The following is a 23,668-nucleotide window of genomic DNA, read 5'->3' on the forward strand; positions in this document are numbered from 1 at the left end:
TGGCGCGACGGTATAGTGCGCCGCCATCGGCGGCACCCGGTCCGGGGTCCGGCCGCCCGTTCCCAGTTCCCGTGCGCGACCTATGCGCAATCCCCCGGCTCCCGGCAAGCGCGCTGCGCCGCAGGGGGCCGGCCCATCACGAGTATTCCCATGACGGCTCTCCGCTACGACGTGCTCGGCATCGGCAACGCGATCGTCGACGTTCTCGCCCGCACCGAGGACGATTTCCTGGTGGCGCAGGGCATGCGCAAGGGCGGCATGGCGCTGATCGACGAGGCGCGGGCCGAGGCCGTCTATGCGGCCATGGGGCCGGCCGTCGAGGTGTCGGGTGGCTCGGCCGCCAACACCATCGCGGGGGTCGCCAGCTTCGGGGCGCGCGCCTGCTTCGTCGGCAAGGTCAAGGACGATCCGCTCGGCACCGTGTTCGCCCACGACATCCGCGCCGCCGGCGTGGCGTTCGACACCCGCCCGGCCGGGGTCGGGCCGGCGACGGCGCGCTCCTTCATCCTGGTGACGCCGGACGGCGAGCGCACCATGAACACGTATCTCGGCGCCGCCCAGGACCTGCATCCCGACGACATCGATCCGGACGCCGTCGCGGCCGCCGCCATCACGTATCTCGAGGGCTATCTGTGGGACCCCGAGAACGCCAAGAACGCCTTCGTCAAGGCCGCCAAGATCGCCCACGCGGCCGGCCGCACGGTGGCGCTGACACTGTCGGACTCGTTCTGCGTCGACCGCTGGCGCGACGAGTTCTTGCAGCTCATGCGCTCGGGCACGGTGGATCTCGTGTTCGCCAACGAGGCCGAGCTGCGCAGCCTCTACCAGACTGCTGATTTCGACGCCGCCGTCACGGTGCTGCGTCAGGACGTCCGGCTCGCTGTGGTGACCCGCAGCGAGAAGGGCTGCCTCGTGGTGTCGCGCGACGCCACCGCGGCCGTGAAGGCGTTCCCGGTCGACCGCGTGGTCGACACCACCGGGGCCGGCGACCTGTTCGCGGCGGGCTTCCTGTTCGGCATCGCGCGGGGCGACGATCACGAGACTGCGGCGCGGCTCGGGGCGCTCGCCGCCGCTGAGGTGATCCAGCACATCGGCGCCCGGCCCGAGGCGTCGCTTCAGGCGCTCGCCCAGCAGACCGGCCTGCTCGCCTGAGCGGGGCCGCCGACCCCTTAACGCATCCTTCAGCATTCCGCTGGACGCCGCATCGGTGCGCGGTTCGCGCCACCGCATGGCCGCGATTCGGCCGCAGCGCCCTGCCAGGAATGGAACCGTAACGATTTGGTAAGCGGACGTGGTCAACGATTCCCTAAGCGGATCGACGACGGCCGCCGGACAGCGAGACGGGGCCCCGCACGGGGCGAGCACGACGGGGGCGAGTGCGCCATGTCGCACGACGACAGCCACAGGACCGACGCGAGCGGCACCGACGCGAGCGGACCGACCGATACGAGCGGACGCGACCCCGCGGCCGACGCGGGCATTGATGCCGCAGCGACCGGGTCAGCAGCGACCGATGCCGCAGCGGCGGGGTTCGGCGCAGCCGGCACCGGCGCCCGGCCGTCCGGCCAGGCGCGGCTGCGGAAGCCCGATCCGGCCGCAGCCGGCGGCGCGGCGGGCCGGCGCCCCGAGGGCGGGGCCGGCGATCCCCATGCGGCCATGCCGATTCCGGCGGCTCCCGCGGTCGAGCACGGCGGCTGGCGCGCCTCCGGCGACACCATCGACATCGATCTCGATCCGGCGCCGCGGCGGCGCTTCTCCTTCGAGGTTCCGCCCTACATGAAGGTCGCGGCGGTGATCGCCATGGCGACCTCGTTCGGCGCCCTCGCCGGCACCTTCGCGGCGACCCGGTTCGGACCGGAGCCGGCGGCGCCCGTCGTGCAGGTGGCGGCCGCCGACGACAGCGTCCTCCGCGCCACGGTGGCGCAGCTCCAGAGCGACCTCGCCGGCCTGCGGGCCAGCGTCGAGACCTCGTCCAAGGCCATGCAGGCGCAGACCGGCAAGCTCGCCGACCGGCTGGAGCGGGCCGAGCGGGCCCAGGCCGAGCCGGCCCAGAAGCTCGCCCGCCTCGGCGAGGCGATCGACCGGCTGGAGAAGCGCACCGCCCAGCTCGGCGCCACCCAGGCCGGCGCCACGCCGGCCGCCGGTCAGAGCCCCGGGGCGCCGCCCACCACCTTGCAGGCTCAGGCGGCCGCCCAGGGCGGCCCGCCGGCCCCGATGCCGGCTCCGCACGGCGGTACAAACGCCGCTCCGCCCGCGCTGGCGCCGCCCGCCACGATCGCCTCCGCCGACGTCACCGCCGCGCTCGGCGATCCGCGCCCGCCGGCGCCGCCCGTCCTCAACGGCTGGGCGGTGCGCGACGTGCGCCGCGGCATCGCCCTCATCGAGGGCCGCTATGGGCTGGTCGAGGTGGAGACCGGCGACCAGCTGCCCGGCGTCGGCCGCATCGAGAGCATTCGCAAGCAGGACGGCCGCTGGATGGTGGTCACCTCGCGCGGCGTGATCCTGGCGCGCTGATCTGGCGCACTAGCTGGCCCGCGGATCGCGCCGGCGATCGTTGCGGCTGCAGCCATCGGTCCGTGCCCGGTAAGCCGATTGTGTTCGGGCGGCCGGCGGACACCGGCCGCCCCTCGGTTATGCTCGGCTCCGCACCACCAGGGAGCCCGCATGCCGTTCACCCCCGTCCGGCGGCCCGCTCGTGCGGCCGCGCGCCCCGCGCCCGTGTCCCTCGTCGTCCTGACCGCCCTGATGCTCTGGCTCGCCGCGTCGACGGCGGGTCCTTCCGCGGCACAGCCCGCCGCCCCCGCGGCCCCGGCCACCCCCGGGCGAGCCGAGAGCTGTCCCGGCCTGGTCTCGGCGGTGCCGCCGCGGGCGATGCCGGCGGCGTTCCGTCCGGCCGCGCTGGCGCCCGATCAGGTGCGGCTGACCTATGTGGGCCACTCGACCTTCCTGATCGAGAGCCCGCGGCTCGTCCGCGTCGCCACCGACTACAACGACTACGTCAAGCCGCCGGTGGTGCCCGACATCGCCACCATGAACCGGGCGCATTCGACCCACTACACCTTGGCGCCCGAGCCCGGCATCAAGCATGTGCTGCACGGCTGGCGCGACGACGGCAAGCCGGCTGCCCACGACGTCACCCATGGTGACGTCCATGTCCGCAGCGTCGCCACCAACATCCGCGACTGGACGGGCGGCGGCACGGTGCGGCACGGCAACGCGATCTTCATCGTCGAGGCGGGCACGCTGTGCATCGCCCATCTGGGCCATCTGCATCACACATTGACGGCCCAGCAGCTCGCCGAGATCGGCCGCGTCGACGTCGTGCTGGTGCCGGTCGACGGCAGCTACACGCTCGATCTCGACGGCATGGTGGAGGTGCTCCAGGCCCTCAAGGCCCCGCTGATGATCCCGATGCACTATTTCAGCCGCTACACCCTGGACCGCTTCCTCGACCGGGTGCGTGATCTCTACGCGATCGAGATGGCCGAGACGCCGTCGCTGGTGGTGTCCAAGGCGACGCTGCCGGCGCAGCCGAAATTCCTGGTGCTGCCGGGCCGGTGAGGGGGGGCGGGGCCGCGCCCGCGAATGGGCGGATCAGAGGAGGAGCGTTTCGGGGAGAGCGGATCAGGGGCTGCCGCACACGATGACCCGGGTGTCCAATCTCGCGATTGGAGCCGGGTCCCGTCGACGTGCTCCGGGGGAGAGCAGACCGTCAGAGCGGGCTCGGGAGAGCGGGCTCGGGAGGCATGCTCCGGACAGAATGTGCTCCGGACAGAACGTGCTCCGGACGTCTCGACAGCCCCCGCAACGAGAACGTCTCGTCGAGAACGCCTCGTCGCCGGTGGATCGGCCTGCCGACGGCGTTCTAGAACCGCCCCCGGCAGACTCCCACGCCCCGATGGCTCGACAGGTGCGCCCCGGCACAGTCAGAGCGGCTGTCACCAGCGGATAATGGGCCACATCCCTGGCCGGACCGGCGGGCACCGGCACGAGCCCAGGATCCGGTATCATACGGCATTATGCTTAATGCGCGCTGAAGAGTCGAGCCCGGCCGGCGTCACCGGCGACCCGGCGGCGCCACGAGGCCGAGCGTGTCGAGCACGAACCGCAGCCGCTCCGCCACCGAGGCCCGCGGCAGCGCGATGGGCGTATAGCCGAGCCGTCGATAGGTGATCGTCATGGCCTCGCAGGTCCGCACCGCCTCGTCGAAGTCCTGTCGGCGCTCGGCGTCCCGCGTGTAGATCTCCGGCCACGGCGGTGCGACGAAGACCCGCCTCTCGTAGCGGAATTTTGCCGCCGCGCGCTCCATGTGGGGCGGCACCGGCCGCCCCAGCAGGACCACATAGCCGATCACGTCGGGAACGCCGCGGTCGAAGAACACCGGGCCGGCGTGCCGGCCCGCCGCCTGGCGCGAGCGCATCTCCCAGCTCAGCATCAGCTCGGCGAACAGGGCCGGGTCGCGCCATGGCAGGGCGGGGCCGTCGATCGCCGTTTGGTCCTGAATGATTGCGCGGCCGGCCTCGACGGTGCGGGCGAAGCCGGCCCTTTCGAGCGCGTCGATCAAGGTGCTCTTGCCGGAGCCGGGGCCGCCGGTGATCACATGGAAGGGCGTGGGGGTGTCGGTCATGCGGGAGTTCCGGGGGTGGGTGTGGGAATGCCGGCGCCGGCGCGCGTCGAGTCCGCCGTGCCCCGCCGCGTGAGCGGGTCGGTCGGACGATCGGAACAGGAGAATGCCCACGGTCCTCGCCCGCGGCCGGGCGGCCGGCGAGGTGTTCACCGCGGCGTCGAGGAAAGCTCGGTCAGCCGTCAGAGAGAGGCGGTCGACGAGCGCTGATCGTCGGAGCCGAGAACCCGCGAGCCGAGCCGCATGGCGCGGCTTTGCGCCCTCAGCGCGGCGGCCTCCTGACGAGCCTGCTGCGAGAGTGCGCGCAACCGTCGACTCTGCGCCAGGAGGGCGCGGCTCTCGGCATGAAGGGACAGCATGTCGTCGGACGATTCGATGGTCATGGCCGGGCAATCGCTTCGCGCTGAACAGGCAGGACGGCGACACACGCTTCGAACGCCACAACTGCGAACGCCACAACTCGGAACGACCGCGAACGACTCGGTCCCGGCGCGACGGCTCCGCTTGCGGAGCCCCGAACGCGGCGCCCTCTCGTGCGCCATGCGGGCAGCGGGCCGGCCGAGCCAGGCCGATCGATTTGCACCGACATGGTTAACAAAGCCTGAAGGCCCAGCCACCCCGTCCAGGTGCATGGCGGCGATTCCGCCCGCGAATGGGTGCAGTGCGGCCGCGCGATACGCCTGGCTCGGCCAGAGGGGCCTCACCAATCGAGCGATGGGCTCCGGCCTTCGGCCGGCACCGGAACGACCAGGATCGGGACTCCGACAGCCTGCAAGGCGGACCCCGACCCTGGTTGGGCCGGGGTCCGCTCCGGCTCAGAGGCTGTCGCCGAGATCGGCCCGGAACTTCGCCACCAGCCGCTCCTGCCAGTCGGACACCGGCTTCAGGCGGCCGTAGAAGAAGCGCAGGATCTCCGGCTCGTCGTAGAAGATGAGCCCTTCGATCAACGCCCGGTTCTCGTGCAGCCAGGCGAGGCGGTCGATCGCGTACTTGATCTGCGACAGGGTGAACACCCGCCGCGGCACCGCGAGCCGCACCAGCTCCATGTTGGCGAACACCTCGCGGCCGTCCGGCTCGCGCTGCTCGGACAGCGTGCCGCGCTCCATGCCGCGGATGCCGCCCGCGATGTAGAGCGCCGCCGCCAGCGCGCCGGCCGGGTACTGCGACTGCGGGATGTGGTCGACGAAGCGCTTGGCGTCGACATGGCAGCCGAGGCCGCCGGCCGGGGTGATCACCGGAACGCCGCGCTTGCTCAGCTCGTCCACCATGTAGGCGATGAACTGCGGCCCCTGGTTGATCATGTCCTCGTCCATGGTCTCGTCGAGACCGACGGTGAGTGCCTCCATCTCGCGGACCGACATGCCCCCATAGGTGAGGAAGCCCTCGTAGAGCGGCACGAACCCGCGCATGCGCTCGTAGAGGGCGCGGTCGCGGATGCAGATGCCACCGCCGCGCGCGCAGCCCAGCTTGCGGGCCGAGAAGTAGATGACGTCGCAGAGGTCGGCGATCGCCCGGGTGATCTCCCGGATGGTCATGCCCTTGCAGGCGTCCTCGCGGGTCTTGTTGAAGTAGAGATTGTCGGCGAGCAGGCTCGCGTCCATCACCAGCACGATGCCGTGCTCGCGACACACCGCGCTGACCTCGGCGAGATTCTTCAGCGACACCGGCTGGCCGCCGATCAGGTTGGTGCCGGACTCGACCCGCACGAAGGCGATCTTGTCGGCGCCGTGCTTGGCGATCACGGCGGTGAGCTTGCCGATGTCCATGTCGCCCTTGAACGGCAACGTGCTGGTGACCGCCAGCCCGGCGTCGGTGACCAGCTCCTCCACGGTGCCGCCGCACAGGGTGATGTGCGCCTTGGTGGTGGTGAAGTGATAGTTCATCGGCACCACGGTGCCGGGCGTCACCAGCACCTTGGCCAGGATGTGCTCGCAGGCGCGGCCCTGGTGGGTCGGCAGGAACCACTCCATGCCGAACAGCTCGCGCAGCTTGCTCTCTAGGCGCGTATAGGTGGCGCTGCCGGCATAGGAGTCGTCGGCGACCAGCATGGCGGCTTGCTGCTGGTCGCTCATGGCGTTGACGCCGGAGTCGGTGAGCATGTCGAGGAACACGTCCGCGTTCTGGAGCAGGAACGTGTTGTTGCCGGCCTGGTTGATCACCTCCAGGCGCCGCTCGACCGGCGGCAGGCTGAGCTTCTGGACGATGCGGACCTTGTGCATCTCCAAGGGAACCGTTTCGCCCCCGTAGAACGCGACGTTCGCCATGTCATTCCTCAATCGGTTCGGGATGGAACGGGGGTCGTGAAAAACAGTACCGGCTGAAATGCCCGTCTTGGTCTGCGGTTCGGAGATAGCTGCCGGCCGGAATACGTAGCGGCGGCACCCTGTCAAAAAGGGCCGGCGGAATCAATGCAGCCGAAGGGCGAACCGGATATTTCCGCCGCCAGAGGGGCGGCGTCGGCCGGCGCCCGGGAAGACGCGCGGGCGAGCGGCCGGGGCACTGCCGGCGGTCTACCGCTGGCGGTCTGCTGCGCCAACCCCGTGTGCCCGATTGCTACTCCCGGCTGGCGCACCCGGCGTGCCGCGGTGCTCCGCCCCGCCGCCGTCGACGGGACGGGCGAGCCTTCGCTCGCCCGTCCAAGTCCTGCCACGCAAGTCCTGCCACGCCAGTCCTGCCACGCCAGTCCTGCCACGCCAGTCCTGCCACGCCAGTCCTGCCACGCCAGTCCTGCCGCGCCAGTCCTGCCGCGCCAGTCCTGCCACGACGATCCGAGTTGCCGTTTGGCTCGGCGGCAACCGGACGATGTCGCGGCGGTCGTGGCGGCTATTTCTCGAAGCCGAGGATCAGCGGCGCTTGGCTGTAGGCGTGGCGCACCTGGGCATTGTCGAAGAAGGCTACGCCGAAGCCGTAGGTCTTCCCCAGGTCGTCGAACTGCACGTCGGTCTTCGAGCCGGTGACGAGCTTGCGCGACAACTCGGCGGTCCACTTGCCGTCCTTCCACACCACCGCGGCCTTGATGTCCCCGCGGTCGCCAGTGAACGGAGCGACGACGATCGAGGCGACCTCGTCGCCGGCGACGAACTTCGAATCGTCGAACGGCACCTTGTCCTCGGCCCTGATCCAGTAGGTGCCGCCCTTGTTGGCCGCCTTGGCGTCCTTGCTCATGAATTCCGGCTTGCCGTCGACCAGCTTGACGTCCTGGTAGCCGCCGCCGGTGTTGGCGTCGGACTTGCGGCCGGCCTCCCGCGCCTTCTGCGGATCGAAGCGGGTGTGATCGAGCCACTGGTCGTCGATCTGGCCGAGGAAGCCGCCGCGCACATACTTCATGTGCCACATGTCGCCGATTTCGCCCTCCTCGCTGGTGTACTTGTTGCCGTAGGGCTTGCCGGGCTCGCCGGCGTGGCAGCTCACTTGGCAGCCGAAGCGCTCGTCGAAGCCGAACATCGACTTGCCGATGTTCCAGATCACCGCGAACTTGTCCTCGTAGTAGAGATTGTCGTCGCCGCCCTTGTCTTCGGGGTCGACGAGCTTCTTCCAAGATCCGTCAGCCTGCTTCTGGAACGGGAAGCGCCGCACCGACAGGGTTGGATCTTCCCAGGTGATCAGCATGTAAAGGGTGTCGGCAAGATACGCGGCCTGCACGGTGGCATTGGTGTTGCCGGCATTGTCCTTGAAATGCACGCCTTTGACCGCCTCGATGACGGTGACCGGCGCTTGCTTCCACACCGGGTCGCTTGCGTCGGCGTCGAGCGTCGGTGCCGCCGTCGCCTTCACGGCCCTGACCTGGACAGGCTTCATCGCGACGGGTTTCTCCTGGGCGAGCGCGACTGGCGCCGCGAGTGCGAGAGCCGCCAAGGTGACTGATGACGTCAGCACTGTCGAACGTCTCATTGGCATTCCCTCCTGTTGTCAGCGGGCACGTCTCGACGAGGTCCGGCCGGAAGGCAGGTCACCCTCGTGCCAGCCGGTGATCATCGTCTTGTATTGCGATGTCGCGGTATGTCCGAGCGTCCCCAGATAGACGTGCAGGATGGCGAACAACACCACGCCGGCGCCAGTCACGTAATGCAGCACCGCGATGGGAAACAGGCCGTCGAATCCGAACAGGCGGTCGGGTGCGGTCTGCGGAAACATGAAGATCAGGCCGGTGATCACCACCACGGGCATCATCAGATACATGACGACCAGATAGGCCGATGCCTGCATGTCGTTGAAGTTGGTGTCGGGGGTCGGCTCGTGCGGGTCGCGCTCGCCTCGCATGATTCCGTAGGCGTAGTAGCGAGTCACTTTCAACGAGCGCGCCATGATGTCGGGCGGCTTCGGGATATACTGCCACCAGTTTCCGGTCACGGCATTGGCGATGACGAAGAAGACATACAGCCCCACCAGCGACATCCCGGCGAGGTCGTGGATCTGTGCGGCGGTGGCGAAGGACACCGGGACGAGGGTCGAGTCGGCGAAGTGCAGGCTGGCTCCGGTCACCGCCAGAACGATGATCAGAACTGCGTTGCTCCAGTGCCAGAGCCGCAGCCACAGCGGCAGCAGGTAGATGCGTGTCTTCATGGCGGCCTTCTTTCCCGGCGCCGCCACAGCGCCGCGCCGATGCGGAGCAGGGCGTGCGTCAGCATCCCGACGGCGAGCAGCGCCGCCGCCGCGCCGACCGACCAGTCGATCCACGGATTGCGGCTGGCGCCGATCACATAGGACTGGCTCAGGAAGATGCTGTTGACGAAGCCGAACTTCTCTTCCTCCGCGGCGACCAGGTGTCGGTAGAGACGGGTGCGCAGCGACGATTCGCGTGAATGGCACGACACGCAGTTCTTCTCGGCCTTCGATTTGTCGAGGATCTCGTGGGAGAAACTCCGGCCCGCCGGGGTGTGGCACTCGACACAGCGCACCGAGCCCCAGTGGCTCTTGGTGTTCGGCAGCCAGGCGTGGATCGTGTCGATGGTCGGTCGGCGCTTTCCGACCGGCGCGAACTTCGAGAACTGGAGGTCGGAGTTGTGGCAGTCCAGGCACATCGCATTGTCTTGCGCGACGATCTTGGCCGGAGTCCCGATCTTGGCGGCGATGTTGTAGACGTGTCCGTCGTGGCACGACCAGCAGGTGAACTTGTCCTTCTGGGTTTTGGCGTGGACGCTGGCTTCGAACTGCGTTTCGATGCGGTACACCTTGGCGGCGTGGCACTCCGAGCAGGGGCTCACCTGGGCCTTCAGCGTGGCGCCGTGCGGAAACGTGGTGGAGCCGACGCCGTGGCAGGTGCGGCACTCGACGCGGCCGTGGCTGGAGGTCTCATAGAGGGCCGGGTCGTGCAGCAGGGACTTCAGCTTGTCGAAATCCATGTCCTGCCGAGGTGGCGACTTGAGCCCGTCGGCGGAGTGGCAGGCGAAGCACTTGGCGTTCGACTCGCGGATCTCGGCGAGCTTGGCAGGGTCGAGCGCCACCGTGCTCTGGGCGTGGGCGGGTGCCGACGGTGTCAGGGCGAGAACGAGCGGGAGGATGGCGGTGGCGAAACTGCGACCTGCGTGCATGACAGGTGGACGGTTCCGTGAAGGGACGCGAGCGAGACGGCTACGGGAACGAGCGACCGCAAGAGTGGGGACGAGCCTCGACGAGCAGGAACCTGCGCCACCGGCACATCAGAAGAATGCAAACCCGACCTGATCACGAACCGCATCACCGGCAGCGCGGCGGCAGACACATTGGAGAATGACAGAGGTTCGGCTGCAAGCGCTGAAATACTTACGCAGTTAAATACAACGCATGTGCGTGCAATGCAGGAGCACTAGCCTCCGCAATGATCCTTACATATGAAACGGATGGAGGATCTAAATACCGTCCTAGACATCCACGCTGGCGGCGAGCGCGTTGTCCTGGATGAACTCGCGCCGCGGCTCCACGACGTCGCCCATCAGCTTGGTGAAGATGTCGTCGGCCTCGTCGACCTCCTTGATCTTCACCTGGAGCAGCGAGCGGGCGTGGGTGTCGAGCGTGGTCTCCCAGAGCTGGCCCGGGTTCATCTCGCCGAGGCCCTTGTAGCGTTGCAGCGCCACGCCCTTGCGGCCGGCCGCGATCACCGCCTCGATCAGGTCGATGGGGCCGTGGATCGGGGTTTCCTCGCTCTTGCGGCGGAGCACGCCGGGGCGCGGGTAGACCTGCTGGAGCAGCGGCGCGAGATCGTCGAGCTTCTTGGCCTCGACCGAGCCGAGCAAGGCGTGGTCGATGACCGCCACCTCCTTGACGCCGCGCACCGTGCGCTCGAACGCGAAGCCCTCGCCCTCGACCGAACGGCCGACCCAACCGCGCTCGGTCTCGTCGGCGAGCGCGTCGAGACGGCGGGCGATGTAGGCGGCGGCCCGTTCGGCATCCTCGGTGTTGCCGAGCACGGCGGGCGACAGCACCCCCGCGATGGCGGCCTGCTCGACCACGGCGCGGTTGTAGCGGCTGTGCAGCCCGGCCAGCACGGCGCGCACCGTGCGGGCCTGGTCGACCAGGAGGCGCAGATCGGGGCCGGCGCGCTCCTCGCCCGAATGGGCGCGGAACACCGCCTCGTCGAGGCCGGTGACGATCAGGTAATCTTCCAGCGCCCGCTCGTCCTTCAGGTACTGCTCGGACTTGCCGCGCGTCACCTTGTAGAGCGGCGGCTGGGCGATGAAGACGTGGCCGCGCTCGATCAGCTCGCGCATCTGCCGGTAGAAGAAGGTCAGCAGCAGGGTGCGGATATGGGCGCCGTCGACGTCGGCGTCCGTCATGATGATGATCTTGTGGTAGCGCAGCTTGTCGGCGGTGAACTCCTCCGACACGCCGGTGCCGAGCGCGGTGATCAGCGTGCCGATCTCCTGGCTCGACAGCATCTTGTCGATGCGGGCGCGCTCCACGTTGAGGATTTTTCCGCGCAACGGCAGCACGGCCTGGAACTCGCGGTTGCGGCCCTGCTTGGCGGAGCCGCCGGCCGAGTCGCCCTCGACGATGAACAGCTCCGATTTCGCCGGGTCGCGCTCCTGGCAGTCGGCGAGCTTGCCGGGCAGCGAGGCGACGTCGAGCGCGCCCTTGCGCCGCGTCAGCTCGCGCGCCTTTCGCGCGGCTTCGCGGGCCGTAGCCGCCTCGACCACCTTGCCGACGACGGTTCTCGCCTCGCTCGGATGCTCCTCGAACCAGGCGGCCAGCGCCTCGTTCAGAACCCCCTCGACCACCGGGCGGACCTCGGAGGAGACCAGCTTGTCCTTGGTCTGCGACGAGAACTTAGGGTCCGGCACCTTGACGGACAGCACCGCGGTGAGGCCCTCGCGGCAATCGTCGCCGGTGAGCGCCACCTTCTCCTTCTTGGTGACGCCGCCCGACTCCGCGTAGCTCGTCACCTGGCGGGTGAGGGCGCCGCGGAAGCCGGCGAGGTGCGTGCCGCCGTCACGCTGGGGGATGTTGTTGGTGAAGCACAGCACGGCCTCGTGATAGCCGTCGTTCCACCACAGCGCGCATTCGACCTCGATGCCGTCACGCCCCGACTTGATGACGATCGGGTCGGCGATCAGCGGCTTCTTGTTGCGGTCGACGTAGCGGACGAACGCCTCGACGCCGCCCTCGTAGTGCATCTCCTCGCGCTTCTCGACGGCGTGACGCTTGTCGGTCAGCACGATGCGGACGCCGGAGTTGAGAAAGGCGAGCTCGCGCAGCCGATGCTCCAGCGTCGCCCAGTCGAACTCCGTCATCGTGAAGGTTTCGGTCGACGGCAGGAACGTCACCTCGGTGCCGCGCCGGCCGTCCGAATCGCCGATGACCGCGAGCGGGGCCACCGCCTCGCCGTGGCGGAACTCCATCGCGTGGGTCTTGCCGTCGCGCCAGATGGTGAGCTTGAGCCAGCTCGACAGCGCGTTGACCACCGACACGCCGACGCCGTGCAGGCCACCGGAGACCTTGTAGGAGTCTTGGTTGAACTTCCCGCCGGCATGCAGCTGGGTCATGATGACCTCGGCGGCCGACACGCCCTCGCCCTGGTGAATGCCGGTCGGGATGCCGCGACCGTCGTCGCGCACCGTCACCGAGCCGTCGGCGTTGAGGGTGACCGATACCTCCTTGGCCCAGCCGGCCAGCGCCTCGTCGACGGCGTTGTCGACGACCTCGTACACCATGTGATGGAGGCCGGAGCCGTCGTCGGTGTCGCCGATATACATGCCGGGGCGCTTGCGAACCGCGTCGAGGCCCTTGAGGACCTGGATCGATTCGGCGCCGTAATCGGACCGCGCGGGCGGCGTGAGCGAGGGGGTCGGTTCGTCCATCGAGCGGGTTTCGATCGGGGGATGCCTAAGGGAAGTCACGCCGCTGGTGTGGCACGAAACCGGAGGCGCGTACAGGACAATATCCCGATCGATAAATGGTTGTCGGGGAAGGAGATTTCAAGGCTTTCGAGGGGTCGCGAAAGAGCCGGGGCCGGGCTGCGCCGCGATCCCGAATCGAGGCCGTTCGGCGACTCTGCGCCGGCGTCGGTGGGGGCGCCGCAGCCGCGTCGCCCGAGGGGGCCGACGCGACACGGCAAGGGCGACACGGAAAGGCGAAACGAAACGGGGCGGCACGCACCGTGCCGCCCCGCCGAACGGATTCCGAGGCTCGCGCCGCGGCTCAGGCGGCGGTCAGGACCGACTCGCCCTTCTGCCAGTTGCACGGGCACAGCTCGTCGGTCTGCAAGGCGTCGAGCACGCGCAGCACCTCCTGCGGGTTGCGGCCGACGCTGAGATCGTTGACCGAGACGAAGCGGATGATCCCCTCCGGATCGGCGATCAAGGTGGCGCGCAGGCAGACGCCTTCCTCGCGGTGGAGCACGCCGAGCGCCGTCGACAGCTCACGCTTGATGTCGGACAGCATGGGGAAGGGCAGCTTCGCCAGGTCCTTGTGGTTCTGGCGCCAGGCCAGGTGGACGTACTCGCTGTCGGTCGAGATGCCGTAGATCACCGCGTCGCGGTCGGCGAACTCGCCGTTGAGGGCACCGAAGGCGGCGATCTCGGTCGGGCACACGAAGGTGAAGTCCTTCGGCCAGAAGAACAGCACCTTCCACTTGCCCGGGTTGGTGGTGTCGGTGATGCGGGCGAAGGCCGACCGCGGATCGGTCGAGACGACGGCCTGAAGATCGAAGGCGGGGAGCTTGTCGCCGACGGTAAGCATGTTCGGTCAGTCCAGTCCTGTGTTGGGGTGGGTGGTCGTGGTGGCGAGGGCCGGCGCGGTCAGGCCAGTGCCGGCTCGCCGGCGGTGATCGGGGCTGCCGACGTCGCGGTCGGGACGGCGTCGAGCAGGGTCGCGGCGGCATGGATCACGGCGGCGATCCGCAGCGCCGCCTGCACGGCCTGGACGCTCAGGCCGTGCTTGCGGGCCCCCTCGACATGGGCGCGGGTGCAGCCCTCGCAGCCCTTCACGGCCGAGGCGGCCAGCCCGAACAGCTCGAAATCGGCCTGGGCGATGCCGTGGCGGGTCAGCGCGTTCATCCGCAGGCCGGCCGGCAGCTTGGCGAGGTCGGCGTCGCCCGCCATGTGGACGGCCCGGTAATAGACATTGGTCATCGCCATCAGGGCGGCGGCCGTGCGGGCCGCCTCGGCGGTCGCCGGATCGATGGCGCGGGCCGCCTCCGCCTCGACGGCACGCAGCAGCGCCGGTTGGCGGGCCGCGACGGCGGCCGCGATGGCGCATCCCCAGGTCTGGGCCGCCGTCAGCTCCGGCACGCCGCCGGACCCCAGCAGCGAGCCGAGATTGAGCCGGATGTCCTTGCCGTAATCGGGCAGGGCCTGCCGCAGGGTTTCGAGCTCGCTCATGCCGTCTCCTCACGTCGCGATGGCAGTCGTCGCGCCTGATCGCGGTCGATCGAGGCACGGCGACACAGATGCAAATCAGTGCATTCGAGGAAGAAGCCTTAGCGCCCTACCGTTTTAATGCAACTAATTCGCAGTTGTTGCGGCGCGGCAAGTCGCCCCACTGCCAAGCTGTGTGGGAGCTGTGGGCGGGCGGGATTGGGCGAGGAGGGTCAGGGCCGGCCAGCCAAGCGGGCCGGCGCCTCCGGCCGGCGCACCTGGCCGGGCGTCACCTCGAACAGGTCGGCGTCGGCCGCAATGGCCGCGAAGGCGGCCGGGTCGGCCCCCGCCATCCACACCTGCGCCCCGAGCGCCCCGAGCGCCCCGAACAGCGCCTCGCGCCGGCCGGGATCGAGGTGCGCCACCACCTCGTCGAGCAGCACCAGGGGGGCGATGCCCGTCATGGTGGCGACCAGCTCGGCATGGGCCAGCACCAGCGCGATCAGCAGCGCCTTCTGCTCGCCGGTCGAGGCGTCGCGGGCCGCCACGCCCTTGGGCAGGAAGGTGACGGCGAGGTCGGTGAGATGCGGCCCGTCGAGGGTGCGGCCGGCGGCGGCGTCGCGCGGCCGGCCGTCACGCAGGCGGGCGCGGTACTCGTCCTCGAGCGCGAGGGCAGGGCGGTCACGGGCGGCCGCCTCCATCCAGCCGTCGAGGGCGAGGCCGGCGGTGGGGAACGGGCCGTCGCGGCGGGCCGCGAGCGCCGCCGCGAGCCGCTGCACCGTCTCGGCCCGTGCGACCGCGACCGCGACGGCGAGCTCGGCGACCTCGTGCTCGGCGGCGTCGAGCCAGTGCGGATCGGGCGTCGGGCTCTCCAGCAGGCGGTTGCGGCCGCGCAGGGCCCGGTCGAGCGCCGACACCCGGCTGCCGTGGTCGGGATGAACTGCGAGCACCAGCCGGTCGAGGAAGCGTCGCCGCTCGGCCGCCGGCCCGACGAACAGCCCGTCCATGGCGGGCACCAGCCAGACCAGGCGGAGATGATCCGCGAAGGCGGTGGCGGAGCCGACCGGCTCGCGATCGATCCGGCATTTTCGCGCATGGCCACCTTCGGCGCCGGCCGGCGCCGCGAGGCCGGTGCCCAGCGTGGCCAGCCCGAGCGCCCCTTCCACCTCGGCCGCCACCGCCCAGGTGCCGGCGCCCTCGTCGCGGGCGACGGCGTCGAGCGTGGCCCGCCGCAGGCCGCGGCCGGGCGCCAGAAACGAGATCGCCTCCAGGATGTTGGTCTTGCCGGCGCCGTTCGGCCCGGTGAGCACGACGAGACGCCGCTCGACCGTCAGGGTCGCGGCGCGCCAGCTCCGGAAGTCGGTGAGGCCGAGCCGAAGAATCTGCGGGGCGAGGGTCACGGCGACGCGGAATCCCCGACGACCGCAGCGGCCGGAGTCAGGCGTGCGATGCGTTCCAGCAGGTCTTCCAGAACGGACCGAGAGCGTTGCTGCACGTCGTTGTTCCAGTAGCGGACGATCACGAAACCCTCGGCGTCCAGCACGGCATCGCGCACCTCATCGCGCGCAGATCCGAGATGCTGGCTGCCGTCGATCTCGATCACGAGCTTGCGGTCGAAACAGACGAAATCGAGGATACAGCCCCGAAACGGGACCTGCCGCCTGAACTTCAACCCCGTCAGGCGCCTGTTGCGAAGCAGCCGCCACATCGCGGACTCCGCGTCCGTCGGCTGACGCCGCATGTGTTTGGCATTGTCGCGAATGCCTGAACGAACCCGACGATGGTGCGGAGCCGATGCCATGGGGTTCCGTGGAAGGTTCGGCCTTGCCGCTCGCTCCTCTTCCCTCTCCCCTTGTGGGAGAGGGTGGTTCCGAGCGGAGCGAGGAGCCGGGTGAGGGGTCTTGGCCTGCGTCTCGAACGAACCCCTCACCCGGCTCGGACCTCACTTCGTTCTGTCCTCGCCACCCTCTCCCACAAGGGGAGAGGGTGCGCCCGTGGGCGGGGTCAGACCTGGGGAAGAACGCGCAGCGCTGTCACACCCGCAATCCGCCCCTACACCCGCATGGGCATCAGCACATAGAGGGCGCCCTTGGCGTCCTTGTCCTGGATCAGCGTTGGCGAGCCGGGGTCGGCGAGCTTGAGCACCGCGGTGTCGCCGTCGATCTGCGCCGCGATGTCGAGCAGGTAGCGCGAGTTGAAGCCGATATCGAGCGGGTCGGCGTCGTAGCCGACTTCGATCTCCTCGGTGGCGCTGCCGGAGTCCGGGTTGGTGACCGAGAGCACCAGCTTGCCGCCCGAGATCGACAGCTTGACGGCGCGGCCGCGCTCGCTCGACACCGTGGAGACGCGGTCGACCGCCTGCTCGAAGTCGTGCTTTTCGACCTCCAGCAGCTTGTCGTTGCCGGCCGGGATCACCCGCCCGTAGTCCGGGAAGGTGCCGTCGATCAGCTTGGAGGTGAGCACGACGCCGCCGAGCGTGAAGCGGATCTTGGTGGCGGAGAGATCGATCGTCACCTCGCCCGACGGGTCCTCGATCAGCCGGTGGACCTCGCCGACGGTCTTGCGCGGCACGATGACGCCCGGCATCCCGTCGGTGCCGGGCGGCGCCGGAAACTCGACCTGGGCGAGCCGGTGGCCGTCGGTCGCCACCGCGCGCAGCATCGCGCCGGCGCCCTCGCCGGCGACATGCAGGAAGATGCCGTTGAGGTAGTAGCGCGTCTCTTCGGTCGAGATGGCGAACTGGGTCTTGTCGATGAGGCGCTTGAGATCGGCGGCCGGCAGCGCGAAGGCGTGCGTCATGTCACCGGCGGCGAGGTCCGGGAAGTCGCTCTCGGGCAGGGTCTGCAAGGTGAACTTCGAGCGGCCGGCGCGGATCACCATCACGGCGCGGTCGCCGGTGGCGTCCAGCGTGATCTGCGCTCCCTCGGGCAGCTTGCGGACGATCTCGTAGAACATGTGGGCCGGCACCGTGGTGACGCCCGGCGTCGCCACCTCGGCCGCGATGGTCTCGATCACCTCGATGTCGAGATCGGTCGCCTTGAAGGCCAGCTCGGCGCGGTCGGCGCGGATCAGCACGTTGGCGAGGATCGGGATGGTGTTGCGCCGCTCGACCACACGGTGGACATGCGACAGCGACCGCAGGAGTTCGGATCGCTCGACCGTGACCTTCATGCGCAACCCCGCTCTACCGAGACGCCAAACCAACGACGCGCAACCGATCCGACGGGCGGCCGGAGCCGCCTCGGATCTCGACGGCGGCGATCGCCCGGCGGCGCGCAAACGCGACGATCCGGTCGAAACAGCCCTGGGGCACGCGGACGGATGTCGCGGACCGGCACCGGGTGCCGGTGCGCCGGACTGGGGAAAGTGCCGCGCCGGCGCGGATTCGGCAAGGGTAACGAGGCCGAACCACAGGAAAAACCGACGTTTCGGCCGATCGAGCGAAGCCGCGGGCGACCGGCTGGGCGACCGCGCCTCACTGGGCGATGCCGCCGGGGGGCTCGGCCAGGCCGGATCGATAGGACAGGAGCTGCTCGGCCCGCTGCCACGGCGTGAGGTGATGGGCGGCCACATGGGCGCGCGCCGCGACGGCGATCCGTCGCAGCCGCTCGGGATCGGCGAGCGCCGCCTCCACCACCCGGGTCAGGCTGCCGGGCACGTCGGCGTCGTAGTGGAGCGCGTGGACGCCGTCGACGAGCGGCTGGAAGCGCACGATGGTCGGCTGGTTGATGACCGGCACCGAGTAGACCGAGGCGGCCTCGTAGTGGCGGGCGCAGTCCCAGCCCAAGCCCTCCGGCGACCAGGTCAGCCAGGCGCTCGCCATGCCACGCAGATCCGCGTCGTGGAGCAGCCGCTCCTCGGCGATGACGATGTCCGTGCGGCGCTCGGCGAGCGCCCGCAGCTCGGCGAGGCCGGCCTGCCGCACCGTCGAAGAGTTGGTGCCAACCGCTACGAACAACCCGATGGTCTTCTCCGGAAACGCCATCGGCGGCAGCGTCGGGCCGTCGGTGAGCAGCCCGACGGCGAGCGGCCGCAGCTTCTCCAGGCGGCGCCGGTAGTGCGGGCGGCCGCGGATGTCGGGGTCGGGCCGCGCCGGCATCAGCGTACCCTCGAGCGCCTGCCAGCGGTCGATCGGCAGCTCACGCTTGAAGTACCAGGTGCAGCGATCGACGAGAAAGCGATGGCGGCGCGGAATGGTGCGCTGGTCGCCGGAGTCGACCACGATGGTCGAGACGCGGCGCGGTAGTAGCCGGACGGCCTGGACGCCGAACAGGCGGACGAGCCGCCGCCACGGCCCGAACGGCCGGCGGAAGACGCTGCGCAGCGACCGCCAGTGCCAGGGCGCATCGCCGCCGGGCGGGATCACCACGAGGGTGTCGATCTCGTAGCGCCAGCAGGCGCGCCAGAGCTGCCAGAAGGTCCGCGGCCCGAACTCGCGCACATTGGGCGGCAGCGGCCGGCTCAGATCCTCGCGGCCGGCCCACACCAATGTCGCGGTCTGCGGGTCGACGCGGGACAGGAGGCCGCTGCCGCCAATCTCGACGATGGAGCCGAAGGCGTGCGGCGACCGCGGCGGTGCCGCCGGGCGCAGCGGCTGGAGAGGGTCGACGGCGCGCGGCGCTTCGGGACGGTCCGACAACATGGCGGCACTCGCAACGGCGGGCGCCGCGAGAGCGGCGCCGTCGGGGACGGGTATCATGATCCGTCCGGGCTCGCCAGAACGGGCGGAGCCGGCAGAGCGTCGGCCGGTGCCGTTCGAGCCAGCAGGGCTCGTCTATGCCGCCGCAACACTACTCTTGCAGCTCGCGCTTGATCGCCTCGATCTCCTCGGCGAGCGACACGTCGTTGCCGACCAGGTTCTCGATCTTGCGCACCGCGTGCAGCACGGTGGTGTGGTCGCGGCCGCCGAAGCGCCGGCCGATCTCCGGCAGCGAGCGCAGCGTCAGCGTCTTGGCGAGATACATGGCGATCTGCCGCGGCCGCACCACGTTGGCGGTCCGGCGCGACGACAGCAGGTCGCCGCGGCTGACATTGTAGCGCCGCGCGACGATGCGCTGGATCTCCTCGATCTTGACCTTGCGGGGCTCCTGCGGGCGGACGAGGTCGCGGATCTCGCGCTCGGCCAGCTCCATGGTGATCGGCTGGCCGGTCAGCTTGGAGTGGGCGAGGAGACGGTTGAGGGCGCCTTCGAGGTCGCGCCCGTTGTGGGTCACCGACTTGGCGATGAAGGACAGCACCGGCGCCGGCACGTCGAAATCGGCATGGTGGGTGCGGGCGCAGGCGACGCGGGACTGGAGGATCTCGAGGCGGAGGTCCTCGCCGAACGAGCCCATCTCGACGACGAGGCCGCCGGCCAGGCGCGAGCGCACCCGGTCGTCGAGATTCTCGAGGTCGAGCGGCGGCCGGTCGGCGGCCACCACCACCTGCCGGCCGGCGTCGATCATGGCATTGAGGGTGTGCGAGAACTCCGCGAAGGTCGACTTGCCCTGAAGGAACTGGAGATCGTCGATCAGCAGCACGTCGGTGGCGCGCAACACCTCCTTGAAGGCGAGCGTGGTCTGGGTGCGCAGCGACGAGACGAAGCCGTACACGAACTTCTCGGCCGTGAGATAGAGCACCCGGCGCTCGCCGCCGGCATTACCGGCCCAGGCGATCGCTTGCAGCAGGTGGGTCTTGCCGAGGCCGACCGCGGCGTGGACGTAGAGCGGGTTGAACATCACGGGGTCGCCGCGGCGCGCCGCCGCGACCTGCTTGGCGGCCGCGTGGGCGAGCGAGTTGGCGCGACCGACCACGAAGGTGTCGAAGGTGAGACGGGGGTCGAGCGGCGAGCCGCCGACCGCGTCCTGGCCGGCGCTCGACGCGGCCGGCATGCCGACCGGGCCGGAATGGCCGTTGATCGCGATGGGGCCTGCGGACGGCTCGGCGCGGACCGTCACCGCCGCCACGGCGCCGGCCGCTCGTATCGCCATCGCGGCCGGGCGAACCCCGGCCGAGCGGACCGAGAGGTCGATCCGGCGCACCAGCGGCTCCTCGCCCTGCCAGCAGGCCAGCACCCGCTCGGCGTAATGCGACTGAATCCAGCTCTTGAGGAAGCGGGTCGGCACCGACAGTCGCACCGTGTCGCTGTCGACGCCCTCCAGCTCCATGCGGGCGAACCAGCTCGAAAAGATATCCTCTCCGACCTCGGCGCGCAGGCGCCCTTTGACCCGGGTCCAACGTTCTTGATGGGTGTTCGACATCGACATGGCCTCACGCAGTCCGCCCCGGGGCGGTAATTTCGGTCGTGCGGGTCGATCCCGGGGACGGTCCCCGGGGTCGTGGTCCGACGAACGGACGGCGATGCTCCGGCCCTGCGCCTCGAGGAGGGTCGGAGTACCGGCGATTTAGGTTCCGGAGGGCCAGACCAGGGTCCGGCGGGGCGGGGCGGGTGGGCGGACGGTGGGCAGCGGACAGGGCCGGGCGGGGGTCGCGAAACCGGGACGCGAGAGGCCGGTCGGGAGGCCGGTGGGGATGTCCATGCGTACGGTGGATGAAGGGCTCCGGCCGAAGCTCGGCTCGACCGGACCCGCGTTACGAATGTGCCACATTTTGGTCATGCTAGCCCCTGGACTTGTCTGTAGTTCGGCCTCGAAGCCACAGAATTCACGCTCACCCACCGCGTTTACTCGGCAGGTGTCGTAAAGTCCCCTTATTGTCAGTACAAGAAGCCGGGTTGATACGCCGACTGAGTCTTCAGCACTCTCTCAGGTCTACTCGTACAGGATCAACTTGTGAGAGCGCCTCGCTGGAGACTCACGATTTCAACCTCTTCTTCGTGAACCCGCCCGCAGGCGGGGGCCTACCCCCAACCAATACACAGCCCCCCCTCGGCTCGCAATGGCCAGGATGAGGCGGCCCGGGGGCGCCGCCGCGTCGGCCCGGGGCGGGCTTCGGCCGGATTCCTCTTGCAAGCGGCAACTGTCTGTCGGGCCGCGGTATTTCACCGTGTCGTGACAAACCGACTGGACCGATTCCGCGATCTGGTTGCGCCCGGGCGTCTTGCAGAGCTCCGGCTGTGTGGCGCAAATGCCGACCGCTCGTTGGGGCTATTCCGTTAACATCTTGTTAACACTTTGAAATTTGTGCGCGCTCGGGAAGGGTAACTCCTGGAAATGGCAGTGCTTTTGCCCGGGCCTCCGGGACCTTCTGCATATGCGGGAACTACGTATGCGGTCCGACGTCGTTAATTCTGCCACCCTGATGTTGCGCGTCGGCAACGAAAGCGCAGGCCCATCCGGCCGGATTCACCACATTGAGGATTTCGACCGGGGCGCATGGCTCCCGGTTCCGAGATCCCGACCGTCGCCATGGTTACCAAGTGCTTTGCAAGGATCGCATGGGCGCCATCTGTCGTCCGGAGGGCCTGACGCCCGGAGGGCCTGCCGGAGGCCCGCCGAGCCCGGCAAGCGTCGCCGCCGGCGGGTGCCCGGGTTCCCATGAGGGTGCCCAGAAACGACGAAGGCCGGGACGCATGTCCCGGCCTTCGTGAAGCAATGCCGACAGGAGGTCGCCGATCAGGCGAGCTTGCTCACCGCATGGGTGAGGCGGGCCACCTTGCGGCTGGCGGTGCGCTTGTGGACGACGCCCTTCTGGGCCGCGCGCATCAGCACCGGCTCCGCCGCCTTCAGGGCCGCGGTCGCCGCCGCCTTGTCGCCGCTGGCCAGCGCGTCCTCGATCTTGCGGACGAAGGTGCGCATGCGCGACCGGCGCGCCTTGTTGACCTCGGTCCGGCGCGCGATCTTGCGGGTGGCCTTCTTGGCGGAAGTGGTGTTGGCCATCTGGTGGTTCGTCCGGTTTGCAGCGCCACACGACGAGGGGGCGCAAAGAATATCGCCTGCGGCACGCCCTCGCGCCGCCAGTGAGCGACGCTTATAAGTAAGCGGGCGGTGGCCGTCAACGGCCCCCTGTCGGATCGGGGCGCCGCACGCTATAGAGTCCACAGAGTCCACGGTCTTCCCCCAACGCGGCCATATCCCCCATGATCCGCTTCGTGTTTCGGTTCCTCGGTCTGTGGATTCTGGCGGCCGCCTTCATCTTCCTGGTCTACGACGGCACCCGCTCGATCGCGGCCGACCGCCTGGAGATCTTCTCGTTCGAGGCGATCTGGACGGCGATTCATCAGCCCAGCCTCGACGAGGTGCGGCGCCTGGTGGAGCGGCACTTCCCGCCCTGGGCCACCGATCCGGCGATGCGGCAGGTGCTGGTCGCCCCCGCCTGGCTGGTGCTCGGGGTCGTCGGCATGGTGCTGGTCCTGCTCGGCCGCAAGAAGAAGCCGCTGATCGGCTACGCGCGCCGCTGAGCCGGACCGGATCGTCCGCCTCGCGGAAGCGGCGGCCGGCTGATGCAGATGTGATCGGCGGCCGGCTGCGTCGGGGCGACGACGGTCCCCATATCCGGGACGCGCGATTCGGGTCCCCGCCACCGCGCGGGCGCAGCCGGCCGCGTCTTCGCCATCGACGACGAGGAGACGCCATGTTCCTGTTCCGTAAGAAGGCCGAGATGCCGCGCCCGGACGAGATGCTGCCGGGGCGGGCACAGCCGATCCCGACGGCGTCTCGTCACGCCGTCAATGGCCGGCCGCTGAAGGGGCCGTATCCGGACGGCGCGGCGACCGCGGTGTTCGGCCTCGGCTGCTTCTGGGGCGCCGAGCGCAAATTCTGGCAGCTCGGCGACGGCATCCATGTCACCGCGGTCGGCTACGCGGGCGGCGGCACGCCCAATCCGACCTACGAGGAGGTGTGCAGCGGTCGCACCGGCCACAACGAGGTGGTGCTGGTCGTCTTCGATCCGGCGGTGATCTCCTACGAGGCGCTGCTGCGCACCTTCTGGGAGAGCCACGACCCGACCCAGGGCATGCGCCAGGGCAATGACGTGGGCACGCAGTATCGCTCCGGCATCTATGTGACGTCGCCGGCCCAGCGGGCCGCCGCCGAGGCGTCGCGCGACGCCTATCAGCAGGCGCTGTCGCGGCGCGGCTACGGGCCGATCACCACCGAGATCGTCGACGCGCCGCCGTTCTACTTCGCCGAGGATTACCACCAGCAGTATCTCGCCAAGAATCCCGGCGGTTATTGCGGGCTCGGCGGCACCGGGGTGAGCTGCCCGGTGGGCGCGGGAGTGCCGGCCGCCTGAGCGGCCGGCCGTCGCCGCGAATTCTCCCGATTGCGGTCGCCACCCCTCGCAATCCCCGGCCGCACTCAGCCTTTGTTAACGATAATGGGGTGTTAATCCGGAC

General features: G+C 69.6%; 20 protein-coding genes. 5 read left to right on the forward strand and 15 right to left on the reverse strand.

What is annotated here, in order from left to right; all coding sequences use genetic code 11:
- The first annotated feature begins 150 nt into the window (after positions 1-150).
- The 3 genes from ACFQUV_RS15900 (at position 151) to ACFQUV_RS15910 (ending at position 3,561) form a co-directional block, all read left to right on the forward strand.
- Positions 151-1,152, forward strand: a complete 1,002-nt coding sequence (locus ACFQUV_RS15900) for an adenosine kinase (RefSeq protein ID WP_129607841.1) — start codon at positions 151-153, stop codon at positions 1,150-1,152.
- Positions 1,153-1,383: 231 nt separating this feature from the next.
- Positions 1,384-2,514 carry a hypothetical protein gene (locus ACFQUV_RS15905; RefSeq protein WP_129607842.1) on the forward strand — a complete coding sequence of 377 codons (1,131 nt, stop codon included), beginning with the start codon at positions 1,384-1,386 and terminating at the stop codon, positions 2,512-2,514.
- A 150-nt stretch (positions 2,515-2,664) separates the two neighbouring features.
- Positions 2,665-3,561 carry an MBL fold metallo-hydrolase gene (locus ACFQUV_RS15910; protein ID WP_378395226.1) on the forward strand — a complete coding sequence of 299 codons (897 nt, stop codon included), beginning with the start codon at positions 2,665-2,667 and terminating at the stop codon, positions 3,559-3,561.
- A gap of 496 nt (positions 3,562-4,057) precedes the next feature.
- On the opposite strand, the gene ACFQUV_RS15915 is transcribed toward ACFQUV_RS15910, so the two are convergent.
- From ACFQUV_RS15915 to rpsT, 15 genes are all read right to left on the reverse strand, one after another.
- Positions 4,058-4,627 carry an AAA family ATPase gene (locus ACFQUV_RS15915; RefSeq protein WP_129608012.1) on the reverse strand — a complete coding sequence of 190 codons (570 nt, stop codon included), beginning with the start codon at positions 4,625-4,627 and terminating at the stop codon, positions 4,058-4,060.
- Between the two features lie 179 nt (positions 4,628-4,806).
- A complete protein-coding gene (locus ACFQUV_RS15920) occupies positions 4,807-5,007 on the reverse strand; it encodes a hypothetical protein (protein ID WP_129607636.1) in 201 nt (66 codons plus the stop codon).
- Positions 5,008-5,439: 432 nt separating this feature from the next.
- Positions 5,440-6,888, reverse strand: a complete 1,449-nt coding sequence (locus tag ACFQUV_RS15925) for a tryptophanase (RefSeq protein WP_129607635.1) — start codon at positions 6,886-6,888, stop codon at positions 5,440-5,442.
- A 559-nt stretch (positions 6,889-7,447) separates the two neighbouring features.
- Positions 7,448-8,515 carry an ethylbenzene dehydrogenase-related protein gene (locus ACFQUV_RS15930; protein WP_165363760.1) on the reverse strand — a complete coding sequence of 356 codons (1,068 nt, stop codon included), beginning with the start codon at positions 8,513-8,515 and terminating at the stop codon, positions 7,448-7,450.
- Positions 8,516-8,533: 18 nt separating this feature from the next.
- Positions 8,534-9,187, reverse strand: coding sequence for a cytochrome b/b6 domain-containing protein (locus ACFQUV_RS15935; RefSeq protein ID WP_129607633.1), 654 nt, complete (start codon positions 9,185-9,187; stop codon positions 8,534-8,536).
- Positions 9,184-10,155, reverse strand: a complete 972-nt coding sequence (locus tag ACFQUV_RS15940; RefSeq protein ID WP_129607632.1) for a cytochrome c3 family protein — start codon at positions 10,153-10,155, stop codon at positions 9,184-9,186. The genes ACFQUV_RS15935 and ACFQUV_RS15940 overlap by 4 nt, the downstream gene beginning before the upstream one ends.
- A 309-nt stretch (positions 10,156-10,464) precedes the next feature.
- Complete coding sequence (gene gyrB / locus ACFQUV_RS15945; RefSeq protein ID WP_129607631.1) at positions 10,465-12,897, reverse strand: DNA topoisomerase (ATP-hydrolyzing) subunit B; 2,433 nt, start codon at positions 12,895-12,897, stop codon at positions 10,465-10,467.
- 340 nt (positions 12,898-13,237) lie between these two features.
- Entirely contained in the window at positions 13,238-13,777 is a 540-nt protein-coding gene (locus ACFQUV_RS15950) for a peroxiredoxin (RefSeq protein ID WP_129607630.1), read from the reverse strand.
- A gap of 59 nt (positions 13,778-13,836) precedes the next feature.
- Positions 13,837-14,418: a carboxymuconolactone decarboxylase family protein gene (locus ACFQUV_RS15955; protein WP_129607629.1), complete on the reverse strand. Its 582-nt coding sequence runs from the start codon at positions 14,416-14,418 to the stop codon at positions 13,837-13,839.
- 209 nt (positions 14,419-14,627) lie between these two features.
- Complete coding sequence (gene recF / locus ACFQUV_RS15960; protein ID WP_129607859.1) at positions 14,628-15,794, reverse strand: DNA replication/repair protein RecF; 1,167 nt, start codon at positions 15,792-15,794, stop codon at positions 14,628-14,630.
- Positions 15,791-16,195: an endonuclease domain-containing protein gene (locus ACFQUV_RS15965; protein WP_129607858.1), complete on the reverse strand. Its 405-nt coding sequence runs from the start codon at positions 16,193-16,195 to the stop codon at positions 15,791-15,793. Before ACFQUV_RS15965 ends, recF begins: the two co-directional genes overlap by 4 nt.
- A 251-nt stretch (positions 16,196-16,446) precedes the next feature.
- Positions 16,447-17,565 (reverse strand): DNA polymerase III subunit beta, encoded by a 1,119-nt coding sequence (gene dnaN, locus ACFQUV_RS15970; protein WP_129607857.1) that lies wholly within the window; start codon positions 17,563-17,565, stop codon positions 16,447-16,449.
- 304 nt (positions 17,566-17,869) lie between these two features.
- Positions 17,870-19,036 (reverse strand): glycosyltransferase, encoded by a 1,167-nt coding sequence (locus tag ACFQUV_RS15975; RefSeq protein ID WP_129607856.1) that lies wholly within the window; start codon positions 19,034-19,036, stop codon positions 17,870-17,872.
- A gap of 148 nt (positions 19,037-19,184) precedes the next feature.
- Positions 19,185-20,633 carry a chromosomal replication initiator protein DnaA gene (gene dnaA / locus ACFQUV_RS15980; RefSeq protein WP_129607855.1) on the reverse strand — a complete coding sequence of 483 codons (1,449 nt, stop codon included), beginning with the start codon at positions 20,631-20,633 and terminating at the stop codon, positions 19,185-19,187.
- 1,314 nt (positions 20,634-21,947) lie between these two features.
- Positions 21,948-22,211, reverse strand: coding sequence for a 30S ribosomal protein S20 (rpsT, locus tag ACFQUV_RS15985; RefSeq protein ID WP_111386013.1), 264 nt, complete (start codon positions 22,209-22,211; stop codon positions 21,948-21,950).
- A gap of 200 nt (positions 22,212-22,411) precedes the next feature.
- Here rpsT and ACFQUV_RS15990 point away from each other — a divergent pair, with 200 nt between their 5' ends.
- Positions 22,412-22,732 carry a hypothetical protein gene (locus tag ACFQUV_RS15990; protein WP_111386014.1) on the forward strand — a complete coding sequence of 107 codons (321 nt, stop codon included), beginning with the start codon at positions 22,412-22,414 and terminating at the stop codon, positions 22,730-22,732.
- Between the two features lie 173 nt (positions 22,733-22,905).
- A complete protein-coding gene (gene msrA / locus ACFQUV_RS15995) occupies positions 22,906-23,565 on the forward strand; it encodes a peptide-methionine (S)-S-oxide reductase MsrA (protein WP_129611660.1) in 660 nt (219 codons plus the stop codon).
- Positions 23,566-23,668 lie beyond the last annotated feature (103 nt).

Origin of the sequence: Rhodoplanes sp. P11, assembly GCF_964266735.1 — a bacterium.
GTDB lineage: Bacteria > Pseudomonadota > Alphaproteobacteria > Rhizobiales > Xanthobacteraceae > Rhodoplanes > Rhodoplanes serenus.